General features: G+C 71.1%; 24 protein-coding genes. 4 read left to right on the forward strand and 20 right to left on the reverse strand.

From position 1 onward, the window contains the following. Positions 1–114 precede the first annotated feature (114 nt). The 9 genes from trpB to RF645_RS00385 all read right to left on the reverse strand — a co-directional run bounded on the left by trpB (position 115) and on the right by RF645_RS00385 (position 9,824). Complete coding sequence (gene trpB, locus RF645_RS00345) at positions 115–2,247, reverse strand: tryptophan synthase subunit beta (protein ID WP_006213215.1); 2,133 nt, start codon at positions 2,245–2,247, stop codon at positions 115–117. Between the two features lie 147 nt (positions 2,248–2,394). Further along, a complete protein-coding gene (locus RF645_RS00350) occupies positions 2,395–2,730 on the reverse strand; it encodes an HGxxPAAW family protein (RefSeq protein ID WP_006213216.1) in 336 nt (111 codons plus the stop codon). A gap of 131 nt (positions 2,731–2,861) precedes the next feature. Then, on the reverse strand, positions 2,862–3,458 hold the full coding sequence (locus tag RF645_RS00355) for a Trp biosynthesis-associated membrane protein (protein ID WP_006213217.1): 597 nt from the start codon (positions 3,456–3,458) through the stop codon (positions 2,862–2,864). Beyond that, positions 3,455–5,062: an anthranilate synthase component I gene (locus tag RF645_RS00360; protein WP_040560255.1), complete on the reverse strand. Its 1,608-nt coding sequence runs from the start codon at positions 5,060–5,062 to the stop codon at positions 3,455–3,457. Before RF645_RS00360 ends, RF645_RS00355 begins: the two co-directional genes overlap by 4 nt. A gap of 105 nt (positions 5,063–5,167) precedes the next feature. Continuing rightward, entirely contained in the window at positions 5,168–5,560 is a 393-nt protein-coding gene (gene hisI / locus RF645_RS00365; protein WP_029643801.1) for a phosphoribosyl-AMP cyclohydrolase, read from the reverse strand. Positions 5,561–5,631: 71 nt separating this feature from the next. Beyond that, positions 5,632–6,396, reverse strand: a complete 765-nt coding sequence (gene hisF, locus RF645_RS00370; protein ID WP_006213220.1) for an imidazole glycerol phosphate synthase subunit HisF — start codon at positions 6,394–6,396, stop codon at positions 5,632–5,634. 87 nt (positions 6,397–6,483) lie between these two features. After that, positions 6,484–7,329, reverse strand: a complete 846-nt coding sequence (gene hisG / locus RF645_RS00375) for an ATP phosphoribosyltransferase (protein WP_006213221.1) — start codon at positions 7,327–7,329, stop codon at positions 6,484–6,486. Positions 7,330–7,412: 83 nt separating this feature from the next. Continuing rightward, on the reverse strand, positions 7,413–7,676 hold the full coding sequence (locus RF645_RS00380; RefSeq protein WP_006213222.1) for a phosphoribosyl-ATP diphosphatase: 264 nt from the start codon (positions 7,674–7,676) through the stop codon (positions 7,413–7,415). Positions 7,677–7,772: 96 nt separating this feature from the next. Then, positions 7,773–9,824 carry an FAD/NAD(P)-binding domain-containing protein gene (locus RF645_RS00385; protein ID WP_006213223.1) on the reverse strand — a complete coding sequence of 684 codons (2,052 nt, stop codon included), beginning with the start codon at positions 9,822–9,824 and terminating at the stop codon, positions 7,773–7,775. Positions 9,825–10,009: 185 nt separating this feature from the next. On the opposite strand from RF645_RS00385, the gene RF645_RS00390 reads away from it, so the two are divergent. After that, the gene (locus RF645_RS00390) at positions 10,010–11,425 is read left to right on the forward strand and encodes an NtaA/DmoA family FMN-dependent monooxygenase (protein ID WP_368818364.1); all 1,416 of its coding nucleotides are present in this window, start codon (positions 10,010–10,012) and stop codon (positions 11,423–11,425) included. 4 nt (positions 11,426–11,429) lie between these two features. Further along, positions 11,430–12,485 carry an LLM class flavin-dependent oxidoreductase gene (locus RF645_RS00395; RefSeq protein WP_006213225.1) on the forward strand — a complete coding sequence of 352 codons (1,056 nt, stop codon included), beginning with the start codon at positions 11,430–11,432 and terminating at the stop codon, positions 12,483–12,485. 6 nt (positions 12,486–12,491) lie between these two features. Here RF645_RS00395 and RF645_RS00400 read toward each other — a convergent pair whose 3' ends face one another. The 8 genes from RF645_RS00400 to RF645_RS00435 form a co-directional block, all read right to left on the reverse strand. Then, entirely contained in the window at positions 12,492–13,472 is a 981-nt protein-coding gene (locus RF645_RS00400; protein ID WP_006213226.1) for a transporter substrate-binding domain-containing protein, read from the reverse strand. Positions 13,473–13,498: 26 nt separating this feature from the next. Next, complete coding sequence (locus tag RF645_RS00405) at positions 13,499–14,299, reverse strand: amino acid ABC transporter ATP-binding protein (RefSeq protein WP_275580792.1); 801 nt, start codon at positions 14,297–14,299, stop codon at positions 13,499–13,501. Between the two features lie 20 nt (positions 14,300–14,319). Then, positions 14,320–15,291 (reverse strand): amino acid ABC transporter permease, encoded by a 972-nt coding sequence (locus tag RF645_RS00410; RefSeq protein WP_006213228.1) that lies wholly within the window; start codon positions 15,289–15,291, stop codon positions 14,320–14,322. A gap of 267 nt (positions 15,292–15,558) precedes the next feature. After that, a complete protein-coding gene (locus RF645_RS00415; RefSeq protein WP_006213229.1) occupies positions 15,559–15,963 on the reverse strand; it encodes a cytochrome c oxidase subunit 4 in 405 nt (134 codons plus the stop codon). After that, a complete protein-coding gene (gene ctaD / locus RF645_RS00420) occupies positions 15,960–17,705 on the reverse strand; it encodes a cytochrome c oxidase subunit I (protein WP_006213230.1) in 1,746 nt (581 codons plus the stop codon). The genes RF645_RS00415 and ctaD overlap by 4 nt, the downstream gene beginning before the upstream one ends. Positions 17,706–17,719: 14 nt before the next feature. Further along, positions 17,720–18,643 (reverse strand): cytochrome c oxidase subunit II, encoded by a 924-nt coding sequence (gene coxB / locus RF645_RS00425; RefSeq protein WP_006213231.1) that lies wholly within the window; start codon positions 18,641–18,643, stop codon positions 17,720–17,722. Between the two features lie 258 nt (positions 18,644–18,901). Further along, positions 18,902–19,270, reverse strand: coding sequence for an iron-sulfur cluster assembly accessory protein (locus RF645_RS00430; RefSeq protein WP_006213232.1), 369 nt, complete (start codon positions 19,268–19,270; stop codon positions 18,902–18,904). A 157-nt stretch (positions 19,271–19,427) separates the two neighbouring features. Further along, positions 19,428–20,861: a dipeptidase gene (locus RF645_RS00435; protein ID WP_006213233.1), complete on the reverse strand. Its 1,434-nt coding sequence runs from the start codon at positions 20,859–20,861 to the stop codon at positions 19,428–19,430. A gap of 60 nt (positions 20,862–20,921) precedes the next feature. Between RF645_RS00435 and RF645_RS00440 the strand changes: the two genes are divergently transcribed. Next, positions 20,922–21,551, forward strand: a complete 630-nt coding sequence (locus RF645_RS00440) for a DUF3043 domain-containing protein (protein WP_006213234.1) — start codon at positions 20,922–20,924, stop codon at positions 21,549–21,551. Positions 21,552–21,645: 94 nt separating this feature from the next. Here RF645_RS00440 and RF645_RS00445 read toward each other — a convergent pair whose 3' ends face one another. After that, positions 21,646–22,749 (reverse strand): quinone-dependent dihydroorotate dehydrogenase, encoded by a 1,104-nt coding sequence (locus RF645_RS00445; protein ID WP_040560226.1) that lies wholly within the window; start codon positions 22,747–22,749, stop codon positions 21,646–21,648. A 64-nt stretch (positions 22,750–22,813) separates the two neighbouring features. Here RF645_RS00445 and RF645_RS00450 point away from each other — a divergent pair, with 64 nt between their 5' ends. Beyond that, complete coding sequence (locus tag RF645_RS00450; protein ID WP_006213236.1) at positions 22,814–23,914, forward strand: alpha/beta hydrolase; 1,101 nt, start codon at positions 22,814–22,816, stop codon at positions 23,912–23,914. Between the two features lie 8 nt (positions 23,915–23,922). Here the strand turns inward: RF645_RS00450 and RF645_RS00455 are convergent, their stop codons facing one another. Continuing rightward, positions 23,923–24,708: an isoprenyl transferase gene (locus RF645_RS00455; protein WP_081609399.1), complete on the reverse strand. Its 786-nt coding sequence runs from the start codon at positions 24,706–24,708 to the stop codon at positions 23,923–23,925. A gap of 20 nt (positions 24,709–24,728) precedes the next feature. After that, on the reverse strand, positions 24,729–25,484 hold the full coding sequence (gene recO / locus RF645_RS00460; protein WP_024290493.1) for a DNA repair protein RecO: 756 nt from the start codon (positions 25,482–25,484) through the stop codon (positions 24,729–24,731). Between the last annotated feature and the right edge of the window lie 6 nt (positions 25,485–25,490).

The raw sequence follows: 25,490 nt of genomic DNA on the forward strand, positions 1-25,490 counted from the left end.
TCAGGGATCCCGGCCCGGACAGGCGCTCGGCCTGCACGGCCGCCTGCGGCGCACCGGTCTGCTCGGTCGCTGAGGCCTCTGAGGGGTCCTGGGACCCGGCACTGGTGGTCTGGTTCACAGCTGCTCCCCCTTCTCGGCGATCTTCTCTTCCCTGGAGCCGCCCGGCAGCATGTCGAACCACTCGGCGGCCGTGGCCACGTCCTTGTCGCCGCGGCCCGACAGGGACACGACGACGATCTTCTGCGCTGCGGCCTCCTCGCCGAGCTGCTCGCGCCAGGTCTGGCCGAGCCGCACGGCGCCTGCCAGGGCGTGCGAGGACTCGATCGCAGGGATGATGCCCTCGGTGCGGCACAGGGCGCGGAAGGCGTCCATGGCCTGGTCATCGGTGATCGCCGTGTAGACGGCGCGTCCGCTGGCGGCGAGGTAGGCGTGCTCGGGACCCACTGCCGGGTAGTCCAGGCCGGCGGAGATCGAGTGCGACTCGATCGTCTGCCCGTCCTCGTCCTGCATCAGGAACGTCTTGGCCCCGTGCAGCACGCCGGGGCGCCCCAGCGTGATGGTCGCGGCGTGGCGAGGGGTGTCTACCCCGTCGCCGCCCGCCTCGAAGCCGTGCAGCTCGACGTCGGCGTCGTCGAGGAACGCGTGGAAGATGCCGATCGCATTCGATCCGCCGCCCACGCAGGCCGCCACGGCATCCGGCAGCCGACCGGTCTGCGACAGGATCTGGGCGCGGGCCTCGTCGCCGATCTGCTGGTGGAACCAGCGGACCATGGCCGGGAAGGGATGCGGCCCGGCGGCGGTGCCCAGCAGGTAGTGGGTCGTGTCCACGGAGGCCACCCAGTCGCGCAGCGCCTCGTTGATGGCGTCCTTGAGCGTCTGCGAGCCGTGCTCCACGGCCACGACCTCGGCGCCCAGCAGATTCATGCGCGCGACGTTCAGCGCCTGGCGCCGGGTGTCCTCCGCGCCCATGTAGACCACGCACTCCATGCCCAGCAGCGCGGCGGCGGTGGCCGTGGCCACGCCGTGCTGCCCGGCCCCGGTCTCCGCGATCAGGCGGGTCTTGCCCATGCGCTGGGCCAGCAGGGCCTGGCCCAGGACGTTGTTGATCTTGTGCGAGCCGGTGTGGTTGAGGTCCTCGCGCTTGAGGAACACGCGGCAGCCCGCGTGGGCGCCGAAGCGCTCGGCCTCCGTCAGCAGCGACGGCCTGTTCGCGTAGTCGCGCGACAGCCGCTGGAACTCCTCCAGGAACTCCGGATCGGCCTTGGCCTTCTCGAAGGTGTCGGTGACCTGGTCCAGGGCGGCGATCAGCGACTCGGGCATCCAGCGCCCGCCGAAGTCGCCGAAGTACGGGCCCTGGGCGTTCGAGTAGCGCCGCTGCCCGTCGCGGGCCTCCTGCTCCCCCCGGTGCGCGGCGCGGATGGACTCGCCGAGGGTGCGGAACTGGGCGACGGTGCCCACGGGGTCGCCCGCCCGGACCAGCGCCTCGCCGGTGAGCACCGCATGAGCGCCCTGACGCGCGTAGTCCTCGATCTGCTCGGGGCCGCTGACACCGGACTCCGCCACCAGGACGGCGTCTGCGGGAAGGTGCTCGGCCAGGTGCCCGAAGCGGTCGGTGTCGACGTCTAGGGTCTTCAGATCACGGGTGTTCACGCCCACGATCTTGGCGCCCACCGCCGCGGCACGGCGGATCTCCTCCTCCGTGTGCGTCTCCACGAGCGCCTGCATCCCGAGGTCCTCGGTGACCTTCAGCAGATGGGCCAGCGCGTCGTCGTCGAGGGCCGCGACGATCAGCAGGATGAGATCGGCGCCGTGGGCACGGGCCTCGAGGATCTGGTACTCGTCGACCGTGAAGTCCTTGCGCAGGATCGGCACGTCCACGGCAGCGCGCACCGCGTCCAGGTCGGCCAGCGAGCCGCCGAAGCGGCGCTGCTCGGTGAGCACGGAGATCACGGCCGCTCCCCCGCGCTCGTACGCGGCAGCCAGAGCGGCGGGGTCCTCGATCGGCGCCAGGGCGCCCTTCGAGGGCGACGAGCGCTTGACCTCGGCGATGATCTCGAGCGTGTCCTCGTGGGATCCGCGCAGTGCCGCGATCGCGTCGCGGGGCGCCGGCGCCTGCGCTGCGCTGCGTCGGATCTCCTCGAGCGGAACGGCGGCGCGCCGAGCCTCCAGATCCTCGCGGACCCCCTGGATGATGGAGTCGAGGACCGTTCCGGTGGCCCTCACGCTTCCCTCGGGATGCTCGGTCATGCGGTGACGTGTCCTCTCCTGGAAGATTGCGATGGTCGCGGCATGCGCCGACCCGCAGGCCGGCGGCGCCGGTGCGGGTCGGGCAGAGCGCGGAGACGATGCGGTCTGCGGCTCAGGGGCGTGTCAGCCGCCCCGATGAGGAGGGGCTCAGTGCTTGAGCTCGCCGCGCTCGTGCTTGCGGACCTCGCCCTCATAACCCATGCCCATGCCCTTGAGGACGGCGCCCACGATCAGGCCGAGGACGATGACGCCCACGCCGACCCACATCAGGACGCTGCCGAGCTCCTGGACCAGGCCGATGAGCCCCAGGACGACGCCCACGGCCATGATGGCGATGCAGGTCCAGGCGGCGACGGTGTTGCCGTGCCCGACGTAGGCGGTGTGATCCAGGACGATGACGTCGGGGCCGTGGGCCTCGCGCTCGGCCTCGAGGCGGGATGCGGCCTCCGACGCAGTGCTGGAGCTGGTGGTCGCGTGCGACATGAGTTCAGGTCTCCCTGTGGTGCTCGGGGTCGGGGTCCGCTGAGGGACTCCGACCATTGATGGCGGTGCTCGTCTTCATTGTGCCACTCACCGCGACTGTGACGGTGACCGACAGGTGCGGTGACGGCTGCTCAGGAGCCGGTGGGGTCCCGTCCCTCGGTGAGGGCGTCCCAGGAGTCGATGTCATCGCGGCGCTCGGACTCGCGATCGTCGTCGCCCGCGGCCCGACGCTGGGCGGTGCCGCGCTCGAAGCGCGAGGCCGCCGGCCTGGGCCAGGTCCTGGACGAGATGAGCGCCCAGACGCCGCCGAGGATCACGAGCACGGAGGCCGCGGCGCACAGCCAGGGGCCGACGGTGAGCTCGTGCTCGGCTCCCGTGCCGACCACGCCGGTCATCTCCCCGACGACGCCCTCGGAGACCCCGACGGGGTCGGCGATGGCGCCGATCACGGCGATCAGGGAGCCCAGTCCGGCACCGGCGATCACCAGGGACACCACGGGTCGCAGTCGCGGACCGGCGATGCTCAGCGCGACCGCGCCAGCCATGGCGACCAGTCCGAGGGCCGAGACGGCCGGTGCGGCATCGCTGCCGCGCACGTCCACGTCGATCTGCGAGACCGCCGTGGCCACGCTGGCGTGCACCCAGCTCATGGCGGAGGTGCCGAACAGCGCCGCACCCAGCACGAGGCACAGCAGGACGACGATAGGCTTGCGCTTCAGGGCCGTCATCGGGCGGCTCCCTCGGCTGCGTCGACCTGCTGCCGGGCATCGGCGCTCAGGCGGCGAGGGCGGCGCACGGACTGGGCGGCTAGGGCCGCGCGCAGCGGCGCGGCGGCCTTGTTCAGCGATTCCAGCGCCTCCGTCTCCGGCACCGAGTCGGCGACGATGCCGCCTCCGGCCTGGACGTACGCGCGTCCGTCGACCAGCAGCGCCGAGCGGATCGCGATGGCCACGTCCATGGAGCCCGCGAAATCCATGTAGCCGACCACTCCGCCGTAGACGGCGCGGCGACGGGGCTCGTACTCGTCCAGCAGCTTCAGCGCCCGGGGCTTGGGCGCCCCGGAGAGCGTTCCAGCGGGGAAGGCTGCGGCTAGCACGTCGTACGCGCTCACGTCCGGGCGCATGCGCCCGACCACGTTGGAGCACAGGTGCATGATGTGGCTGAAGCGCTCGATCGCCATGAACTCGGTGACCTCCACGGAGCCCGGCTCGCAGACCTTCGAGAGATCGTTGCGGGAGAGGTCCACGAGCATGAGGTGCTCGGCGCGCTCCTTCTCATCGGCCAGCAGCTCCTGCCCCAGCGCCTGGTCCTGCTCCGCGGTGGCACCGCGAGGACGGGAGCCGGCGATCGGGTGCGTGACGACCTGCCCGTCCGAGACGTTCACGAGCGCCTCGGGCGAGGACCCGACCACGTGGAAGGGCCTGCCCTCGGCATCCTCGAAGGCGTACAGGTACATGTAGGGGCTCGGGTTGATCGATCGCAGCATGCGATAGACCTCGAGCGGGTCGGCCGTGCACTCGGTCTCGAAGCGCCGTGAGATCACGACCTGGAAGATCTCGCCGTCGACGATGGCCTGCTTGGCCTCCTCGATCGCGCTGAGGAAGTCCTCGCGCGGCCACGACTGCTGCACCGCCTCCTCGATCCGGTCCCGGTCGATCACGTCCTCGGCGATCGAGACCGGGGCCTGGGACGACGGCCGGTCCAGCTTCTCGAGCATCCCGTCGAGGCGCTCGACGGCATCCAGCCAGGCCTCGTCCACGCGCTCGTCCGTGCCGTCGGCGTTGTACGCGTTGGCCACGAGCGTCACGGAGCCGTCCGTGTTGTCGTGCACGGCCATCTCCGAGACCAGGTTCATGGCCAGTTCGGGGATGCGCAGGTCGTCCAGCGGCGGATCGGGCAGCCGCTCCCAGCGGCGCACGACCTCCCAGCCGAGGAAGCCGACCATGCCCGAGGACAGCGGAGGGGCGTCGTCGAAGCGCTCGGTGGCCAGCACCGCCAGGGTCTCGCGCAGAGCCTCGACCGGGCTGCCCTCCGTGGGCAGCCCGACGGGGACGTCGCCGACCCAGTGCGCCTGGCCGTCCCGGCTGATCAGGGTGGCCCTGGAGCCCGCGCCGATGAACGACCAGCGGGACCAGATCCCCTGAGCGGCGGACTCCATCAGGAAGGTGCCCGACGGCGCCGTGCCGTCCTCGCGCAGCACGAGGCTGCGGTAGATCCCGATCGGGGTCAGCGCATCGGCCATCACGGTGGTGCGCACCGGGATGACGCGGTGGTGCCTGGCCAGCTCGCGGAACTCCTCGAGGCTCGGGGAGACCGTGCCCATCTGGTGCATCATGCGACTTCTTCCTGCCGGGCGATGCCCGGCCGTGATCTGGGGTTGGCGCCGCTCACGTGGGGATCCCGGCGCCTGCGGCGGCGCCCGGGCGCAGCGTGCCGGTCAGCGCTGCCCCTGGACGGCCTTCAGCTGCCGGTCCTCGAAGCAGGTGCGGGTGCCCGTGTGGCAGGCCGCCCCCACCTGCTCGACCTCGACCAGCAGGGCATCGCCGTCGCAGTCCAGGCTGACGCGGCGCACGAGCTGGATGTGTCCGGAGGTGTCGCCCTTGCGCCACAGCTCCCGGCGGGACCGGGACCAGAACGTCACGCGACCGGTGGTGAGGGTGCGGTGCACAGCCTCCTCGTCCATCCAGCCGAGCATGAGCACCTCTCGGGTGTCGTGCTGCTGGATGATCGCGGCCACGAGGCCGTCCGCATCGCGCTTCAGGCGCGCGGCGACCGCGGGGTCCAGCTCGGGCGAGGACGGGCGGGCTGAGGGGCTGGGCTGTTCGGACATCACCGGACACTATAGGCCCGCGCTCGGACGCCTCGGCCGCGCAGCTCGGCTCAGCGCTCGCAGCGATCCGCTCAGCGGACCTCGTGGCCCTCGGCGCGCAGCGCCGCCTTGACCTCGGCGATGGCGTCGACCGGCCCGAAGTGGAAGATCGAGGCTGCCAGCACGGCATCGGCGCCGGCGGCCACGGCGGGCGGGAAGTCGGCGGGAGCGCCCGCGCCCCCGGAGGCGATCAGGGGCACGCTCACCGCGGAGCGGACCTCGCGGATCATCTCCAGGTCGAAGCCGTCACGGGTGCCGTCGGCGTCCATGGAGTTGAGCAGGATCTCCCCCACGCCGCGGCGCTCGGCCTCCACAGCCCACTGCACGGCGTCGATGCCGGTGAGCTCGCGGCCGCCGTGCGTGGTGACCTCGAAGCCCGAGGGGGTGTTCCCGGTGCGCTTGGCATCGCAGGACAGCACGAGCACCTGATTGCCGAAGCGGCGGGTGATCTCGTCGATGACCTCCGGGCGCTTGATCGCGGCCGTGTTGATCGAGGCCTTGTCCGCCCCGCAGCGCAGCAGGCGGTCGACGTCCTCGGCGGTGCGCACACCGCCGCCGACGGTCAGCGGGATGAAGACCCGATCGGCGGTGCGGGCGACGACGTCGAACGTGGTGGCCCGGTCCGATGACGAGGCGGTGACGTCCAGGAAGGTGAGCTCATCCGCACCGGCGTCGTTGTACCGGGAGGCCAGCTCGACCGGATCGCCTGCATCGAGCAGGTTCTCGAAGTGGACGCCCTTCACGACGCGCCCGGCGTCGACGTCCAGGCAGGGGATGACACGGATGGCCACGCTCATGGCTGCTCCTTGCGGTGCCCGGGCAGGCGGGCTGGTGATTCGGGATCGGTCGGCTCTGAGGATTCCGGGGCCGCAGCCCCGGGGGCTTCACAGCCGGGCGGCGTGGATCGGCGAGACCAGAATGGCCCGGGCGCCCACGGCGTAGAGCTCGTCCATGACCTTGTTGGTGTCCGAGCGGCGGACCATGGCGCGCACCGCCATGGCTCCGTGGTGGCCCAGCGGCGAGATCGTGGGACCCTCCATGCCGGGGGTCACGGCCGTGGCGGCCTCAAGAAGGTCCTCCGTGATGTCGTAGTCGATCATCACGTACTGCCGGGCCACGAGCACACCCTGGATGCGCCGGCGCAGGACCTCCAGGCCCTCGGCCTCCGCCTTGGCGGCGTTGCGGATGAGCAGGGCCTCCGAGCGCATGATCGGCTCGCCGAAGATCTCCAGTCCGGCCGCCCGCAGCGTGTTGCCGGTCTCCACGACGTCGGCGATGGCGTCTGCGACGCCCAGGCGGATCGAGGACTCGACGGCACCATCCAGGCGCACGACCTCGGCTTGGACTCCCTGCTTCGCCAGGTGGCGGCGCAGAAGGCTGTCGTAGCTCGTGGCCACTCGGCGGCCCTCGAGGTCCTGAAGCGAGGAGAACTGCCCGGCCGGGCCGGCGAAGCGGAAGGTCGAGCGGGCGAAGTCCAGGCCCAGGTCCTCGACGGCGTCGGCCTCGGAGTCCAGCAGCAGGTCGCGGCCGGTGATCCCGACGTCCAGCACTCCTCCCCCGACGTAGACGGCGATATCGCGCGGACGCAGGTAGAAGAACTCGACGTGGTTCTCCGGGTCGACCAGCACGAGCTCTCGGCTGTCGCGGCGCTGGCGGTAGCCCGCCTCGCTCAGCATGGCGGCGGCGGACTCTGACAGGGCGCCCTTGTTGGGCACGGCGACGCGCAGCATGGTCGGTGATAGCTCCTGAGGATTCGTGCGGCGGATTTCGTTCAGGGGTGAGGGCGCCCCGGGGCCTTCCGAGCCGGGCCGGCTCAGAGGTGGTTGTAGACGTCCTCGAGGGAGATGCCCTTGGCCACCATCATCACCTGCAGGTGATACAGCAGCTGGGAGATCTCCTCGGCGGCTTCGTCGTGGGTCTCGTGCTCGCAGGCCATCCAGACCTCGGCGGCCTCCTCGACCACCTTCTTCCCAATGCCGTGGACTCCGCGGTCCAGCTCGGCGACGGTCCCCGAGCCCTCGGGGCGGGTTTCGGCCTTCTCTGTGATCTCTGCGAAGAGCTGCTCGAACGTTTTCACGGGCCTCACCCTATCCTGCGGCGGCGGGGTGCTCCCGCGCGCAGCCCGTCCGCTGTCGGTGCCCGGACGGCGCGAGCCTCCCGGCGCCGCGGCGCCTCAGAACGTGTACGTCGTCGCCTCGATGGCGCGCTGCTGCGCCGCGTCCTCCCTGTCCGCGGAGCTGCCCGCCAGGGCCTGCCACAGGCTGCGGGCCAGAGCGTCGCTGCTGCGGAACGGCTCGGAGTTCTGCCGCGGCCGGGCGAAGGCTCCCAGCGTCGGCACGGTCGTGAACACGCCGGCGGCGAACAGGTCCGGATGCGCCCGGCCGTGGCGGTCCACCACTCGGTACTGGGCATCCACCTCCAGCTTGCCGGTGGTGACCATGGTCGACCCGTCGTCCGATGGGAAGGACTGCTCCTCCCCCAGCTCCCCGGCCAGCACGGAGCGCAGGACCGGATTGGCCGTGCCCGCCATCGACGGGCCGGGCAGGCGGGCCTCGACGAAGTGCGGGGCCTTGATCCACGGACCGCCCGCCCGGGAGCGGGCGGCGAACCCTCCGCCGGCCTCGTCGTGCTCGACGATCACGTCCGGACCCAGGAAGCGCACGAACCCCGCCTCGTGCAGGGCCAGCAGCTCCTGGAGACGGTGCGCCGGCGGACCGGAGTCCACAAAGCTGAAGAACCCCGGCCACCAGCGGTTCATCATGCCCAGCCCGGCCTCGGTGAGCCGGTCCTCCGGCACCAGGTCCATCAGGGCCACCCGCAGGTGCAGCAGTGCCAGGAACAGCGCCAGGGTCTGGCTGCGCTGCGGATCGCTGCGCTCGTCCATGTCCCGGCGGATGCTGCGCAGCACCGCCTCCTGCACCTGCTCGGCGTCCTCGAAGGTCAGCCCTTCCAGCGGCCGGTCGATCGCGTGCAGGTCCAGCAGATCGCGCGAGTCCCGGAACGTCTCGTGCAGCAGCCGCGACAGCTCGCTGGGCCCGGCCGCCGCGTACCGCCGGGCGAAGTCCTCCCAGCGCACGCCGTCGCGGACGCGCTCGGGGTGGCCCAGGACGATCTCGCGGTACCAGTGGTGCCCGGCCTCGCGGGTGATCAGGGGCCACAGGTGCTCATCCCAGTCCAGCTGGGAGTTCTCGTCCAGCAGCCTCTCGATGGCGGCTGCGGTGACGAACTGCAGCCCGTCCGGGGCGAAGGGGGCGCGCAGCTGCGTGGAGATCTTGGAGTGGAAGGGCACGCCGCGGCGCGAGCCGACCCACAGCAGGGGCTCGCTGCCCGAGGGCTCGTAGACCAGCGCCTCGCCGGATTCGATCCTGGCGGGATCCGCGGAGCCGTCGCGCGTGCGGAAGCGCCCGCCGCGGCCCTCGTAGAGCAGCACCATCAGGTCGATGAAGCCCAGGCCCATGCCGGTGACGACCGCGCGCTGACCGGGCCCGAGCGCGCTCCAGTCGACCTCCTCGGTGTAGGAGGGCCGCGTGTAGCTGCCCTCCGACGCACTGGCGGCGGCGCCGCGGCGGCGCTGCCCGCGGGTGGCCAGGGCATCGGTGTGCCCGAGCAGCAGCACGGCGGCATCGGCGTGCAGGACGGTCCCGTCCTTCAGGCGCACGTCGTGGCCGCCGCGGGAGCACTCCGTGATCTCATCGGCCCACGTGGGGTGCACGATCACGTCGTCGATGCCCGGCGAGGCGAGCGCGCGGTCCACCACGCGGCGCCACACCCACTGCAGGTAGCGCTGGTGGACGCGCCGGGTCGGGAAGTCCGCGCCGCGCAGCTGCCGGATGCGGCGCAGGTCGTCCTCGTCGTCGATCTCGGCGTCCTCGATCGAACCGTCGGCCACACCGGCCGCCCACTCCTCGAGCGAGGGGCCGTCCCAAGCCGCACCCTCGGCGACCACGGTCTCGTCGGTGAACATCGTCACGTCACGGGCCATCGAGTTGAGCTTGAGCAGCGGTGACTGGTCGTGGCGCCAGATCCGCCCTGAGCCGGCCTCGAAGGGCTCGATCACGTGGACCCGCACGGGCCGGTCCACCGTCCCGGACAGCTGTGCGGCATTGGCGGCCAGACGCTCCAGCACGAGCGTGGCGCGCGGGCCGCCTCCGATCAGCACCAGCTCCCTGGTCCTGCGCGCGCCGCCGGGGCGGCGTCCGGCTGCCGAGCTCGTGTGCTGCGTCATCGTGTGTCCTCCGGGGCTGTCGTCCCCGCGGTCCGGGCTGCGCAGGCCGCTGCCGGCCTGCCGCGCTCCGCGCCGCGTCGTCGGAGCCTCGACGCTAGTCCAGCCGGGGCGCCGAGCGCCCGGCCGTATGACGAAATATGAGGTCGGAGGCGCGTGCTGGGACGTCTGGCGAGAGGATGGGGAGCATGAGCACTGCCGAGAACCGCCCACGCCGCCGTGTCCATCTCGCGGCGCACTTCCCGGGCGTGAACAACGAGACCGTGTGGTCGGATCCCGTGCGCTCCGGCTCCAACATCGCCGTCGAGTCCTTCGTGCGCATGGCCCGCGACGCCGAGGAGGGCCTGATGGACTTCCTCTTCCTGGCGGAGGGTCTGCGCCTGCGCGAGCAGGGCGGGCAGATCCACGACCTGGACGTCGTGGGCCGCCCCGACACGCTGACGATGCTCTCGGCCGTGCTGGGGGCCACGGACCACATCGGCGTGGCCGGCACCCTGACGGCCACCTACCACGAGCCGTACGAGCTCGCCCGGCAGCTGGCCACCATGGATCACCTCTCGGGCGGGCGCACGGCCTGGAACGTCGTGACCAGCCCGGACGCCTTCACCGGCAAGAACTTCCGCCGCGGCGGCTACCTCCCGTACGAGCAGCGCTACGAGCGCGCCGTCGACTTCATCCAGGCGGCCCGCACCATGTGGGAGTCCTGGCCGCTCGATCCGGCGCAGGCAGGCCCGGACGCCGGGCGCTTCGTCCACCGCAGCGAGTTCTTCGATCTGGAGGGCCGCTTCGGGGTGCCGCGCAGCCCGCAGGTCCACCCCGTGGTGATGCAGGCCGGCGACTCCCCTTCCGGGCGCGACTTCGCGGCGGGCTCGGCCGATCTGATCTTCACCCGCCACTCCGGCCCGGAGAACGGGCGGGCCTTCCGCGACGACATCCGCTCCCGGCTCACCGCGATCGGCAGGGATCCCGACGAGATCCAGATCTATCCCGGCGTGTCCTTCGTGATCGGGGACACCGAGGAGGACGCGCAGGAGAAGAGCCTGGAGCTCGCCTGGGCGCAGCACTCCGGGGCCACTGCGCTGGCCACCGCCTCGCGGCTGTGGAACATGGACCTCTCCGAGCGCGATCCCGACGATCCGGTCCCGGACTTCGACCCGGTGGTCGACGGCCCCCAGCTCTCCCAGGGCCGGGTGAACCACTACCCCGACCCCGTGGGCACGGCAGAGTCCTGGCGCGAGCTCGGGCGGCGCAACGGCTGGTCGCTGCGCAAGGTCGTCTCCGTCGTGGATTCGCGGCATCACTTCGTGGGCACGCCCCGCTCGATCGCCGAGGCCATGAGCCGGGAGGTCGATCAGGGCGCGGCCGACGGCTTCATCCTGGTGCCGGCCTATGTCCCGGGCGGCTTCCGGGAGGTCGTGGACCGGGTGGTGCCCGAGCTGCAGGAGATGGGCGTCTACCCCGATCACCACGAGCCCGCGACGCTGCGCCAGAGGCTCGGGCTGCCCGAGCACCGCCCCGCCGAGCAGTGGGCAGCGCTGCGGGACGGGCAGGCGGCCGCCGCATCCGACGCCGCAGCAGCGGCCCAGCAGAGCCAGGAGGCCTGAACCCATGACCGAGACGATCCTCTCCGTCGGGCTGGGAACGCTGCCCGACCTCGACGGCCCTCACGACGATCCCGCCGCCCTGCTCACCGGCCGGCTGCATCTGCGCGCCGCCCAGGACCTCGAGGCGCTGGGCGTCACGCAGCTGATGCTCGACGACGTCCTCGACGCCGGCGACGGCACCGACTCCGCCGCGATCCGGCTCTCGGCCCTGGAGCTCGCCGCTTGGCTCGCACCGGCCACGCAGCGGATCGGCCTGGTGCCCACGCTGACCACCACGCACACCGAGCCCTTCCTGCTGGGGACCATGACCGCGACGCTGGACTACGCGAGCCGCGGTCGCGCCGGCGTGCAGCTGGCGCCGTCCCTGCGCGCCTCCGAGGCCGCCGTCGTGGGGCGCCGACCGCTCGCCGAGCCGGCAGAGGCCTGGCGCGAGACCGGCGAGGTCGCGGATCTGCTGCGCCGCCTGTGGGACTCGTGGCAGGACGACGCGATCATCGCGGACACCTCCACCGACCGCTTCATCGATCGCGAGCGGCTGCACTACACGGACTTCGAGGGCACGGACTCCGTCGGGCAGCCCTTCACCGTCAAGGGCCCCTCGATCGTGCCGCGTCCGCCGCAGGGCCATCCGGTGATCGTCGTGCGGCTCGAGGACGGGCACGGCCTGCGCGGTCCCCTCCCGGGCACCGCCTCCGACGTGGCCGTCGCGGCCGCCCAGACGGATGCCGTGATCGTGCCGGCGGCGATCAGCGACGACGAGCTCGCCGTGCTGCGCCGCGGGGCCCCGCATGCGCGCCTTCTGGCAGCACTTCCCCGCGAGGATCTCGCCGGGGCGATCGACGCACTCGTCGAGCGCCTCGCCGCGGCGGGGTCCGACGGTCGGGGCCTCGTCTTCGCCGGCGTGCACCTCGACGCGCGGCCGAACGATGCCGCCGAACTCGCCGAACGGGCGATCTCGGCCCTGTCCCGGGCGGGGCTGAAGCCGGTGGCCAGCGAGACCGGATCGCTGCGGCAGCGCTGGGGACTGCCGGCGGCCGACAACCAGTACGAGGGCGCCTGAGGCGGCTCAGCTCGCGGACAGTGCGTCGCGCATCTGCTGCGCGTCGGTGACGGTCCGGGAGTCGTCGAGCCCCTCATCCTGCAGCCCCCAGCGCTCCAGCGCCGCCTCGTAGCTGCCGTCTCCCATCGCCGAGTCCAGCGCGGCCTCCAGCGCCGGGGCCAGCCCGCTGTCCTTGGCGGTGGGCGCGGCCACGAGCGTGTTGTTCGGCCATCCCGCGCTGATCCGCCCCACGACCTCCGTCTCGGATCCGGAGTCCTCCCGGAACGAGCCGCCGGGATACGGCCCCAGGTGCAGATCCGTCCTTCCGGAGACCAGCGACAGGATGGCGTCGGCGTCGTTGAGGTAGTACGACAGCTCGGCCGGCTCCAGACCCCGCTCCTCGAGCTCGCGGTTCCACTCGAGCAGGATGGCGTCCTGGTTGGTGCCCGGCGAGACGGAGACCTTCAGCCCGGAGATGTCCTCCGGGCCCTCGACGTGGAACTCGCTGCCCTGCCTGGCCTCGAAGCCCATGTACGCGGTGCGGTACGTGGCGAAATCGTAGAGCTCGAGCCGCGGCTCGGTCAGGCCCACGTTGATCATCACGGTCTCGATCTGACCGGTCTCCAGGCGCAGCGGCCAGTTCTCCCAGGTGGTGGCCTCGACCTCGAGCTCCAGGCCGAGCTTGTCCGCCATGAGCTGGGCGAGGTCGACCTCGGAGCCCACTACCGTGGACTGGTCCGTGGCGGCGAAGCCCAGCGGCACCGCCGCCGGGGTGGCCGCCACCGTGAGCTTGCCGTCCGCGGCCACCGACTCCGGCACGAGCGCTGCCGCCTTCGGATCGATGTCCGTGCGCACCCGATCGTCCTGCTCCGGCGAGAAGTCGAAGCGCTGGGCGGCCTCCACGCCGCCGCCGGCCGCTGCGGTGCCGATATCCACGGGATCGGCCGTGCACCCCGGCAGGATGCCCAGGCCGAGCACCGCGGCACCGGCGATCAGTCCGCGCCCCATCCGCCCCGACCTCCCTCCGACCGGGCTCACAGCACGTACTCCGGGTCGAGGTGCCGGCCCAGGAACTCCTGGGTCCGGGCATGCTGCGGGGCGGAGAACAGCTTCTGCGGCGGGCCCTGCTCCACGATCTCCCCGTCGGCCATGAACACCACGTGATCGGCCACCTCCCTGGCGAAGGACATCTCGTGGGTCACCACGATCAGGGTCACGCCCTCATCGGCCAGGCCCCGGATGACCTCAAGGACCTCCTCGACGAGCTCGGGGTCCAGGGCGGAGGTCGGCTCGTCGAAGAGCAGCACCTTGGGGTGCAGCGCCATGGCTCGGGCGATCGCCACCCGCTGCTGCTGCCCGCCCGAGAGCTGGCGGGGATAGGCACCGCCCCGGTCCCCCAGCCCCACGCGATCGAGCAGGGCCTGGGCGGTGCGTCGCGCCTCCGCGCGGGGGCGCCCCTGCGTGTGCACAGGAGCCTCGATGATGTTCTGCTCCACCGTCATATGCGGGAACAGGTTGAACTGCTGGAAGACCATTCCCACCTGAGCGCGGCGGCGCAGGACCTCGCGCTCGGGCAGCTCGCGCAGGGCCTGGCCCTCGGGCTGGTAGCCGATCATCTCGCCGTCGATCGTGACCCGGCCGGCGTCCTGGGCCTCCAGGTGATTGATCGTGCGCAGCAGCGTGGACTTCCCGGACCCCGACGGGCCCATCAGGACCACGACCTGCCCGGGCTCGACGTTCAGGGAGACGCCGTGGAGGATCTCCCGGCCCGCGAACGACTTGCGCACGCCCTCCAGCACGACCCGTCCTCGCGTGGGCACCCGGTCTTCGATCAAGCGGTTCGTCTCCTTCGCGCTCACAGCGAGCTCCCTTCCGTGTGCAGCCGGGTCCTCTTCCGCTCGCGGGCGTCGGCCCGCTCACTCGCCAGCCGTGCGCGCACCCGCTGCCAGGGGGTGGACGGCAAGGTGCGCACCGCACCGCGCGCGACCCGCCGCTCGACGTAGTACTGGACGATGTTCAGCGCAGTGGTGATCACGATGTACCAGATGGTGGCGACCATGAGCATCGGGATGACCTCGTTGGTGCGCGAGTAGATGATCTGCGCCGTGTAGAACAGATCCCCCAGCGCCAGGACGTAGACGATCGAGGTGCCCTTGACCAGGCTGATGATCTCGTTGAAGGCCGGGGGCAGGATCGCGCGCAGGGCCTGCGGCAGCACGATCCCCACGGATCGCCGCCATGCCGGAAGCCCGAGCGCCTTGGCCGCCTCGAGCTGCCCCGCATCCACCGAGAGGATGCCGCCGCGGATGATCTCGGCGGCGTAGGCGGCCTGATGCAGGCTCAGTCCCAGGGCGGCGGCGGCGAACTTCCCGACGAGCTCCGTGGTGCTCGCCTCGAAGAGGACCACGTCGGTGAACGGGATGCCCAGGACGAGCGTCTCGTAGAGATAGCCGATGTTGTACCAGAGCAGCAGCTGCACGAGCAGCGGCACGGATCGGAAGATCCAGATGTAGGTCCAGGCCAGTCCCGCGAGCACCGGCGAGCTCGACATCCGCAGCAGGGCCAGCGCGAAGCCGAGCACGAACCCGGCGACGCCGGCGATGGCCGTCAGTGACAGCGTCAGCCCCAGGCCTCGCATGATCGACTCGGCGGTGAACCACTGCGCCACGACTCCCCACTGCCAGCGGGGGTTGGTGATCAGGGCCCAGACGATGACCAGGATGACGATGACGCCGAGCATCGAGGCGAGGCTGCGCCAGGGGTGGCGAGCCGGCAGCACCCGCACGGGGCTGTCCGGCTCGGGGGTGGAGGGCGAACGGCTGTCCATGGGCTCCGGCCTTCGAGGGGGCGTCGGCGAGTCGAGGAGTCGAGCGATCGCCGCGGACCCGGCTCAGCCTAGGACCGGGATGCAGACCTCCCAATTCCGCCGTCACGCAGTGACATGCGGCGATGCCCCACTGGACGACGGCCCAGCATCAAGTCCGTCCCAGGCAGGTGGGCGCTCGGCCGCCTCAGCAGCCTGCACCCGGACATGCGAAAGGCGCCGCCGCTCCTTTCAGGGAACGGCGGGGCCCTCGACCGACGGAGCCGGAGATCAGTGGGCGTGCTCTCCGCGGCTGTGCTCGAAGACCATTCCGAACACGCCGAGCATGGCGATCGGGAACGCGAGGCCCACGATCCACCAGTCGATGGCCAGGCCGAGCACGAAGATCATGGCACCGGCGCCGAACAGCAGCGGCGTCCAGGACCACGGGGAGAAGTGCCCGTAGTCGCCGGCGCTGTCCGAGATCTCGCCCTCGAGGTCATCCTCAGGGAGCATCGCCTTGGCGCTACGCAGCGTCAGCTGGAAGTAGACCGCGAGGAAGGCGGACATCACGCCGACGGCCAGCAGGGCCGGGAAGCCGGCCAGCTCGTGGAAGTCGGTCACGAACCCGTAGATGAAGCCCACGACGATGCAGAACGCCGTCAGCAGCCACATGACCTGGATCGTTGCCTTCATCGGGTGGCCTCCATGGTGTCGTGCTCGCGGCGATCCCGCTCGGTCGGGTTGGCCTCGGTGTCACCGGTGTGAGGATCCGGCGACAGGGCCGCCAGCTCCGGGTGGTGCAGGTCCAGGGCCGGGCGCTCCGAGCGGATGCGCGGCAGCGAGACGAAGTTGTGCCGCGGGGGCGGGCAGGACGTCGCCCACTCGAGCGAGCCGCCGAAGCCCCAGGGATCGTCGACCTCGACCTTCCTGCCGCGCTTGTGCGTGATGTACACGTTCCAGAAGAACGGGACCATCGAGGCTGCCAGCAGGAAGGCGCCGATGGTCGAGAACTGGTTCATGAACGTGAACCCGTCCTCCGGCATGTAATCGGCGTAGCGGCGGGGCATGCCCACCACACCGAGCCAGTGCTGGATCAGGAAGGTCATGTGGAAGCCCACGAAGAGCATCCAGAAGTGGACCTTGCCGACACGCTCGTTGAGCATCTTGCCGGTGAACTTGGGCCACCAGAAGTAGAACGCGGCGAACATGCCGAACACGACAGTGCCGAAGATCACGTAGTGGAAATGGGCGACCACGAAGTAGGAGTCCGAGACTTGGAAGTCCAGCGGCGGGGTGGCCAGGATGACGCCGGTCAGGCCGCCGAAGAGGAACGTGAACAGGAAGCCCAGGACCCACAGCATGGGAGTCTCGAAGGTGATCGAGCCCTGCCACATGGTGCCGATCCAGTTGAAGAACTTCACGCCCGTGGGCACCGCGATCATCATGGTCATGAACGAGAAGAACCCGAGCATGACCGAGCCGGTGACGTACATGTGGTGGGCCCACACGGTCACGGACAGCGCGCCGATGGCGATGGTCGCGAAGACCAGGCCGACATAGCCGAACAGCGGCTTGCGGGAGAACACCGGGATGATCTCCGAGACGATGCCGAAGAACGGCAGCGCCAGCACGTAGACCTCGGGGTGGCCGAAGAACCAGAACAGGTGCTGCCACAGGATCGCGCCGCCGTTCTCGGCGTCGAAGATGTGCCCGCCCAGTCGACGGTCCATGCCCAGTGCGAACAGCGCGGCCGCCAGCGGCGGGAAGATCATGATGATCAGCAGCGCGGTGATCAGCGAGGTCCAGACGAACACCGGCATGCGCCACATGGTCATGCCCGGAGCCCGCATGCACAGGATCGTGGTGATGAAGTTGACGCCGCCCATGATCGTGCCGAAGCCCTGCAGGACCAGGCCGAAGACCCAGAGGTCGCCGCCGACTCCCGGCGAGAACGTGGTGGAGTTCAGCGGAGCGTAGGCGAACCAGCCGAAGGACGCGGCGCCCTGCGGGGTCAGGAAGCCGATCACGACGACGGTCGAGCCGAAGAGGAAGAACCAGAAGGCCAGCGCGTTCAGTCGCGGGAAGGCGACATCCGGCGCGCCGATCTGCAGCGGCACCAGCACGTTGGCCAGGCCGATGAACAGCGGGGTTCCGAACATCAGCAGCATCACCGTGCCGTGCATGGTGAACAGCTGGTTGTACTGCTCCTTGGTCTCCAGGATCTGCATGCCGGGAGCGAAGAGCTCTGCACGGATCAGCAGCGCCATGACGCCGCCGAGGCAGAAGAAGGCGAAGGACGTGATCAGGTACATGTACCCGAGCGTCTTGTGGTCCGTGGTGGTCAGCCAGCTGACGATGATCCGGCCCTTGGAGCGGGGCACGACCCGCGGTGCGACCGCGGCGGAGTCATTGGCTGAGTACTCGAGAGTGGTCATATTCTCTCCGTCCCTCAGTTCTCGTCGTACGTCGAGCCGGGCATGGAGTCCTGGTTCTCGATCGCTTCGTCATTGGTGTTCGGGTTGCGGTCGTACTCGGTGCCGAGCTGGCCGGTGTTGCCCTGGTCGCGCAGAGTCTGCATCTGCTGGTCGTACTCCTCCTGGGAGACGATCTCGACGTTGAAGAGCATCTCCGAGTGGTACTCGCCGCACAGCTCGGCGCACTTGCCCTGGAAGGTGCCCTCATCGCCGGTGGTGAACGACAGGTAGTTGGTCTGGTTCGGGATCATATCCATCTTCTCGAGGAAGGCGGGGACCCAGAACGAGTGGATGACGTCGCGGGAGGTGATCTCCAGCTCGATATCGCTGTCGGCCGGCAGATACAGCGTGGGCAGCGTGTCCTCGACGCCCTCCGAGCCGTCCGTGTTCAGATGCGCCTGCGTGCCCGAGTAGTAGACGTCGTCATCGGTGTAGTTGAAGTCCCAGGCCCACTGCTTGCCGATGACCTGGATGGTGGTGTCCGGGTTGTCATGGCGCGGGGTGATGTCCGCCAGTACGCGCTCCGAGAACACGAACAGCGTGACGACCAGAGCGATCGGCACGAAGGTGTAGAAGATCTCGAGCGGCAGGTGGTAGGCCACCTGGCGGGGGTAGCCGACCTCGTTCTTGCGACGGCGGTAGGCGATCATGCACCACAGCATCAGTCCCCAGGTCACGAGCCCGACCAGCATGGCCGCGATCCACGAGCCGACCCAGAGGTCGAGGATGGCCTGGGCGTTGTCCGTGGGGGCGGAGTCCCCCACTGGCATGAAGCCGTTGCGGACCTGCTGGTTCAGCTCCGCGGAGCAGCCCGTCAGGGCGAGCAGCGCTGCGCCTCCGAGAGCGCTCAGCGTGAGCGTCCGACGGCGTCGGCTGACGGTTCGGGAAAGCGAACTCACAGACAGCCCTTCCTGTTCTCGATCGCGGTCCCGCCCGTCACGCTGCTGGCGCGGGTCGGGAGCCTGGGGTTTCTCCTGGAGTTTACCCCCTGCGCCCCGAACGTGCTGACACTTCGTCAGCCGTGTGTCCTTGTTGCCGGGGCATGCTCGCGTCCCCCTGGGCCGGATCCCGGGCGGGACGACGACGGGCCCCGCGCCTCCTGATCAGGAGGCGCGGGGCCCGTGCTGATGCGCTGCCGAGGCTCGCCCCGGCGCGGATCAGCTGAAGGAGTCGCCGCAGGCGCAGGAGCCCTGGGCGTTGGGGTTGTCGATGGAGAAGCCCTGCTTCTCGATCGTGTCCTCGAAGTCGATGGTGGAGCCCTCGAGGTAGGGCACCGACATCTTGTCGACGATGACCTCGACCCCGCCGAAGTCCTTGGCGGCGTCGCCGTCGAGGACGCGCTCGTCGAAGTAGAGCTGGTAGATCAGACCGGAGCAGCCGCCGGGCTGCACGGCCACGCGCAGGCGCAGGTCGGTGCGCCCCTCCTGCTCGAGCAGGCCGCTGACCTTCTGCGCGGCGGTATCGGTCAGATTGACCCCGTGCGTGGGCAGTCCCTCGGTGGTGACGGTGTCGGTGGTGACGGTCATGCGCTCTCTCCTCCTTGCTGTCCGCTCCTCGAGCTGAGGAGCGGGACGTGGCAGCCTTCCTGCGCCGTAGAACCAGTGTGGACCCGAGAACATTCCCGCGTCCATCCGCCGCGCGGTCGCGGCGCGCACGCCGGCTCCGGCGCGCCGGGGCAGCGGCTCAGCTGCCCGACGAGGCCGCCCGAGCCGCGAGCCACAGCGCCTCGGCGAGGATCGCTCGGCGGTAGTCCTCCAGATGCAGGGACTCGTCGATCCCGTGGGCGCGCGTGTCCGGGTCCTCGATCCCCGTGACGAGGATCGCGGCCTCCGGGTACATGGCCTGCAGGTCGGCCGTGAACGGGATCGATCCGCCCATGCCCATCTCCACGCTGGGACGTCCCCAGGCCGCGCCCAGCGCCCAGAGCATCTCCTGGGCGGGAGGGGCCGAGGTGTCGGTGGCGAAGGCGGGACCGGTCTCCTCGATCTCGACCTCCACCCGGGCGCCGAAGGGAGCGTGCGACTCGAGGTGGCTCACCAGGGCCCGCGCGGCCTCCTTCGGATCCTGGCCAGGGGCGATGCGCAGCGAGATCTTGGCCCGGGCGCTCGGGGCGATCGTGTTCGACGCGACATCCACGGCGGTCGCGTCGAAGCCGGTGATCGAGATCGCCGGCTGCGTCCACAGCCTCGAGGTCAGGCTCCCCCGCCCGGCCAGCCGGACGTCCGGCAGCACTCCGGCATCGGCGCGGAACTGCTGCTCGTCGTAGTGCAGCTGCTCGCCGCTCTCGGCTCCCTCGTGGCGCTGCAGGCCCTCGACGGCCACGGCGCCGTCGTCGTCGTGCAGCGTGGCGATCAGACGGGAGAGCAGCGTGGGCCCGTCCAGCACCGGCCCGCCGTAGCCGCCGGAATGGAGGGTGTGGTCCACGCCGCTGACCTCGACGATCGCGCCCACGACGCCCCGAAGGCTGGTGGTCAGCGTGGGGACCCCGACCTGCCAGTTGGCGGAGTCGGCGATGACGATCGCATCGGCGGCCAGGGCCGAGCTGTGGCGGGCCAGGAACTCGGCAAAGTGTGGGGAGCCCGCCTCCTCCTCCCCCTCGATGAACATGGTGATGCCCAGGCCGTGGTCCTCTCCGAGTATCCGGCGCAGCACGCGCACGGCGGCCACGTGGGCCAGCACGCCTGCCTTGTCATCGGCTGCGCCTCGGCCCCACAGGCGGCCGTCGCGCTGCTGGGCCTCGAACGGCGGGGTGGTCCAGGCGGAGAGCTCTCCTGGGGGCTGGACATCGTGGTGGGCGTAGAGCAGGACCGTCGGGCGCCCTTCTGCGGCTTCCCTCCGGGCCAGGATCGCCGGGTGGGACTCGGAGCCGTCGGCCGCGTGGATCTCGACCGAGTCGAAGCCCTCGGCCTCGATCAGCGCGGCGACGGCCTTCGCCGATCGCTCGAGGGGCTCCTGGTCGAACGAGTCCCAGGCGATGCCGGGGATCGCCACCAGCTCGGTGAGCTGATCGATCACAGTCTCGAAATCGTCGTCGACCGCCCGGCGGAAGGCCTCGCGGTCGATGCCGGCCACATGGGCGGGGGCCGTCAGGGGCGGTGTCTGCTCGCTGTCGCTCATGGACGCCGATCCTAGCGACGACAGCGCGCTGCGTCGCGGGCGGTCGTCTAGACTCGACGGGTGATCGGACGCAGAAGCAAGGAAGCACAGACCACCGACGAGCCCGTCGGCGGCTCCACGGCCGCCGCCCCGGAGGCCGAGCAGACGGAGCACGACGAGGCTCGGCACCGCGGTCCCAAGACCGAGGGCAAGGGCCGTCCCACGCCCTCACGCCGTCAGCAGGAGGCCGCGCGCGTGCGCCCGCTGGTCCCGGAGGACCGCAAGGCCGCCAAGCAGGCCGACCGCGCCGCCCGGCGCGAGCAGCGCCTCACGGCCCAGCAGGGGATGGCCGCCGGCGACCGCCGCTACCTGCCCGCACGCGATCAGGGCGAGCAGAAGGCCTTCGTGCGCGATTTCGTGGACTCCCGCTGGAACGTCGCGGAGTTCCTCATGCCCATCGCGCTGATCGCCCTGGTCTTCCTGCTGATCCCCTCCGGGTTGCAGCAGATCGGTGTGGCCGTGTTCTACGCGCTGATCGCCATGGCGGTGCTCGACAGCATCCTGCTGGTCATCGGCGTGCGTCGCGGCCTGAACCGCAAGTTCGGCAGCCGCGAGTCCGGCACGAGCTTCTACGCGGTCACCCGCGCCATGAACCTGCGCTCGACCCGCATGCCCCGCCCCCAGGTCAAGCGGGGCCAGCGCCCCTCCTGAGTCTCCCTCCTCGCTCCGGCGCGGTGCGAGCAGCTGCGCTGAAGGCCCTCTCCCCGCGGGGAGAGGGCCTTCAGCCGCTCTTGCAGGCTCGTGCTCAGCCCCGGCGCGCGCGGAGGCCCGGACGGCGGCTCCCGCGACGCAGCCCGCGCACGATCCTGGCGGCGTAGAACGGCCCCTCGTAGAGGAAGGCCGTGTAGCCCTGGACCAGATCGGCACCGGCCTCCAGCCGGCGCCGGGCGTCCTCGGCGGAGGCGACTCCCCCGGCGGCGATGATCGTGAGCCGGTCCCCCACGTGCGCGCGGACGATGCGCAGGACCTCCTCGGCCCGCGGGGCCAGCGGCGCGCCCGAGAGGCCTCCGGCGCCGATCTTCGCGACCGCCCCCGGATCGGTGCGCAGCCCCAGGCCATCGCGGGCGATCGTCGTGTTCGTGGTGGCGATCCCGTCCAGGCCCAGCTCCAGGGCCAGGTCGGCAACAGCGCGGACGTCGTCATCGGCCAGGTCCGGGGCGATCTTCACGAGCAGCGGGATGCGGCGCCCCGCAGCGGCCTCTGACTCCTCCCGCACGGCGGCGAGGATAGGCCGCAGCGACTCGACGGCCTGCAGCTCGCGCAGTCCCGGGGTGTTCGGCGAGGAGACGTTGACCATCATGTAGTCGGCCAGCGGAGCGAGCTGGCGGGTCGAGGCGCGGTAGTCGGCCACGGCGTCCTCGAGCGCGACCGCCTTGGTCTTGCCGATGTTGACCCCGATGACCGGACGGGCCCGCCCGGACCAGTCGGCGTCGAGCTCGCGACGGGCCTGGGCCAGGCGAGGTGCGACGGCTGCGGCGCCGTCGTTGTTGAAGCCCATCCGGTTGATGACGGCGCGGTCCTGGACCAGGCGGAACAGCCTCGGCTGCGGGTTGCCCGGCTGCGCCTGGGCGGTCACCGTGCCGATCTCCACGTGCCCGAAGCCCAGGTCCGCCAGCGCGGGGATCCCCTGGGCGCCCTTGTCGAAGCCGGCAGCCAGTCCGAAGCGCGACGGGAAGCGCAGGCCCATGACCTCCACGGCCTGATCGCGACCGGGCCTGCACAGCCGGCGCAGCACCGCCGAGACGCCGAGGCTGCGGCACAGGCGGATGCCCAGGAAGCCGAGGCGATGGGCCCGCTCGGGATCCATCCCGGAGAACGCGAGGCGGAAGAACATAGGGTAGAGGCGCATGTCCGACATTCTCGCAGAATGCCGGCGCACTTCCCTCGCATCGCGCCCCAGGAGGCCCGCCATCGTGCACAGCGCGCAGGAGCAGGCCCTCGCCCCGGATGGCGGGAGTGCGGAGGGGCCGTGGAGCGAGGATGTGCTGGGACCGGGGTTCCAGGCCCGACGGCTTCGGGTGACGGGGCGCGGGGTCCACGATCGCGCCACGCTGGTGCGCCACCTCCCCGGGCAGGACCCCGGCTGCGAGCAGGATCCCGACCGCGGTCCCACGGACGCCGAGGCGCGGCAGCGGCCCGCCGGCACGGTGATCTACGTCCACGGGTGGTCGGACTACTTCGCGAATCCCGAGCTCGCCCGCACGGTCTCGGCGGCCGGGTTCCGCTTCTACGCCGTGGACCTGCACGGCTACGGCCGCGCCCTGGACGACGACGTCCTGGCCCGTCCGGACGTCCCCGGCTACGCCGAGTCCATGCGCGAGTACCGCGAGGACCTGCAGCAGGCCGTGCGCGCGATCGCCGAGGACGGCGCACCGGCCGAACCGGGGCGCATCGTGTGGATCGGGCACTCGACCGGAGGGCTGCTGCTCAGCCTTGCGGCCCTGCTGGCCCAGGAGCCTCCGGCGGGCCTCGCACTGGCTACGCCGTGGATCGCCTCGCATGCCCACGACCTCACGGGCCGGGCCCTGGTCGCCGTGCTACGGAGGGTGCCGCGGCGCTGGCACGGCCGTCCGCTGCCGCTGCGGCTGACGAGCAGCTACTACCGCAGCCTCTCGGCCGACCACGAGGGTGAATGGGAGCTGGACCCGCGCTGGCGCCCGCAGACCTCGTTCCCGCTCACGGTCGGCTTCCTGCTGGCCGCGCACCAGGGGCATCTGCGGCTGCGCCAGCTGCACCTCGCCGGATCCCAGGTGCAGGCCCCGGTGCTGCTGCAGACCGCCCGCGCCAGCCTGTTCCTGCCGTGGTGGACTCCGCTGGCCAGCCGCCGCGACACGGTGCTGGACGTGCGGCAGGTGCGGCGCGGGATCGGGGTGCTGTCCCGCACGCCGCGGGTGATCTCCTACGACAGCGGCCTGCACGACATCCACCGCTCCGCCCCGCAGGTGCGCGAGCGGGCCTTCGCCGATCTCAGCGGGTGGCTGCGCGAGATCGCACAGCGCCTGCCCGGCGGCTGAGGACCGGCTCAGGCGCCGCCGGTCACCTTGTCCACGGCCCCGCCGTAGCGGCGGTCGCGACGGGCGAACTCCTCGACGGCGGCCCACAGCGTCCGACGATCGACGTCCGGCCACAGGACGTCCTGGAAGACGAGCTCGGCGTAGGCCGACTGCCACAGCATGAAGTTGGAGATCCGCTGCTCTCCGGAGGAGCGCAGGAACAGATCGACGTCCGGCAGATCCGGCTCGTCGAGGTAGGCCTGAAGGGTCTTCTCGTCGATCTTCCGAGGGTTGAGGCGGCCGTCGGCGGCATCGCGGGCCATGGCGGCTGCGGCATCGGCGATCTCGGCCCGTCCGCCGTAGTTCACGCACATGGTCAGCGTGGCGACGTCGTGGTCGCGGGTCTCCCGCTCGGCGGTCTCGAGCCGGTCGATCACCGAGCGCCACAGGCGAGGCCGGCGCCCCGCCCAGCGGATGCGCACGCCCCACTCGTGGAACGTGTCGAGCTGGCGCTGCATGACCTCGGCCGTGAAGTTCATGATGAAGGCGACCTCGCTGGGCGAGCGCTTCCAGTTCTCGGTCGAGAACGCGTAGGCCGAGACATAGGGGATGCCCATCTCGATGGCACCGGCGACCACGTCCACCAGGGCGCGCTCGCCGGCGCGGTGGCCCTCGTTGCGCGGCAGGCCGCGCTCATTGGCCCAGCGCCCGTTGCCGTCCATCACCACGGCCACATGCCGCGGCACGAACTGGGCCGGGATCGGCGGAGCCACGGCACCGGAAGGGTGGGCCGGGGGCGGTGCGAAGCGCCTCACAGGGGTCCTCTCGACGGGGATCAGTCGCGCTCGACGAGCTGCAGCGACTTCACGGCGTGCTCCAGATGGAACTGGACGTAGGCGCCGATGATACCGGCGGCCGCCCGGGCGGTGCGGGGCTCGACCGCATCCACCCGGGGCCAGTCGCCGTCCAGCAGCGCCTGCAGGTGGGCGACCACCCGCACGTCCGGGGACAGCGAGCCGGGCGGACGGCAGCGATCGCAGACCATCCCGCCCAGCTGGGCGACGAACGACCGATGCGGGCCCGGATCGCCGCACTGGGCGCAGACCGTGAACGACGGCGCCCACCCGGCCGCTGACATGGCCCGCAGCAGGTAGGAGTCCAGCAGCTGATCCGGGGCGTGCAGCCCCCGGGCCATCGCCGACAGCGCCCCGATCAGCAGGTCGTACTGCGGTCGGGTCTGCTGGCCGTCGTCGGTCGAGAGCTGCTCGGCGGCCTCGACCATGGCAGCCGCCGCGGTGAACCGGGAGTAGTCCGAGGCGATGGCCGTGGACCAGGTCTTGCGTGCCACCGCCTGGGAGACGATGTCCAGGCTGCGGCCGTGCACGAGCTGCAGGTCCGAGAGGGTGAAGGGCTCGAGCCGGGAGCCGAACTTGGAGCTCGTGCGCCGCACGCCCTTGGCCACGGCCCGGACCTGACCGTGCTCCCGCGTCAGCAGGACCACGATCCGGTCGGCCTCCCCCAGCGGGTAGGTCCGCAGCACGACCCCGGTGTCCCGGTAGGACGCCGAGGCGAACGACGAGCCCCGGGCCATCTCGGC

It is taken from the genome of Kocuria sp. CPCC 205260 (genome assembly GCF_040981045.1).
Taxonomy (GTDB): Bacteria; Actinomycetota; Actinomycetes; order Actinomycetales; family Micrococcaceae; genus Kocuria; species Kocuria palustris.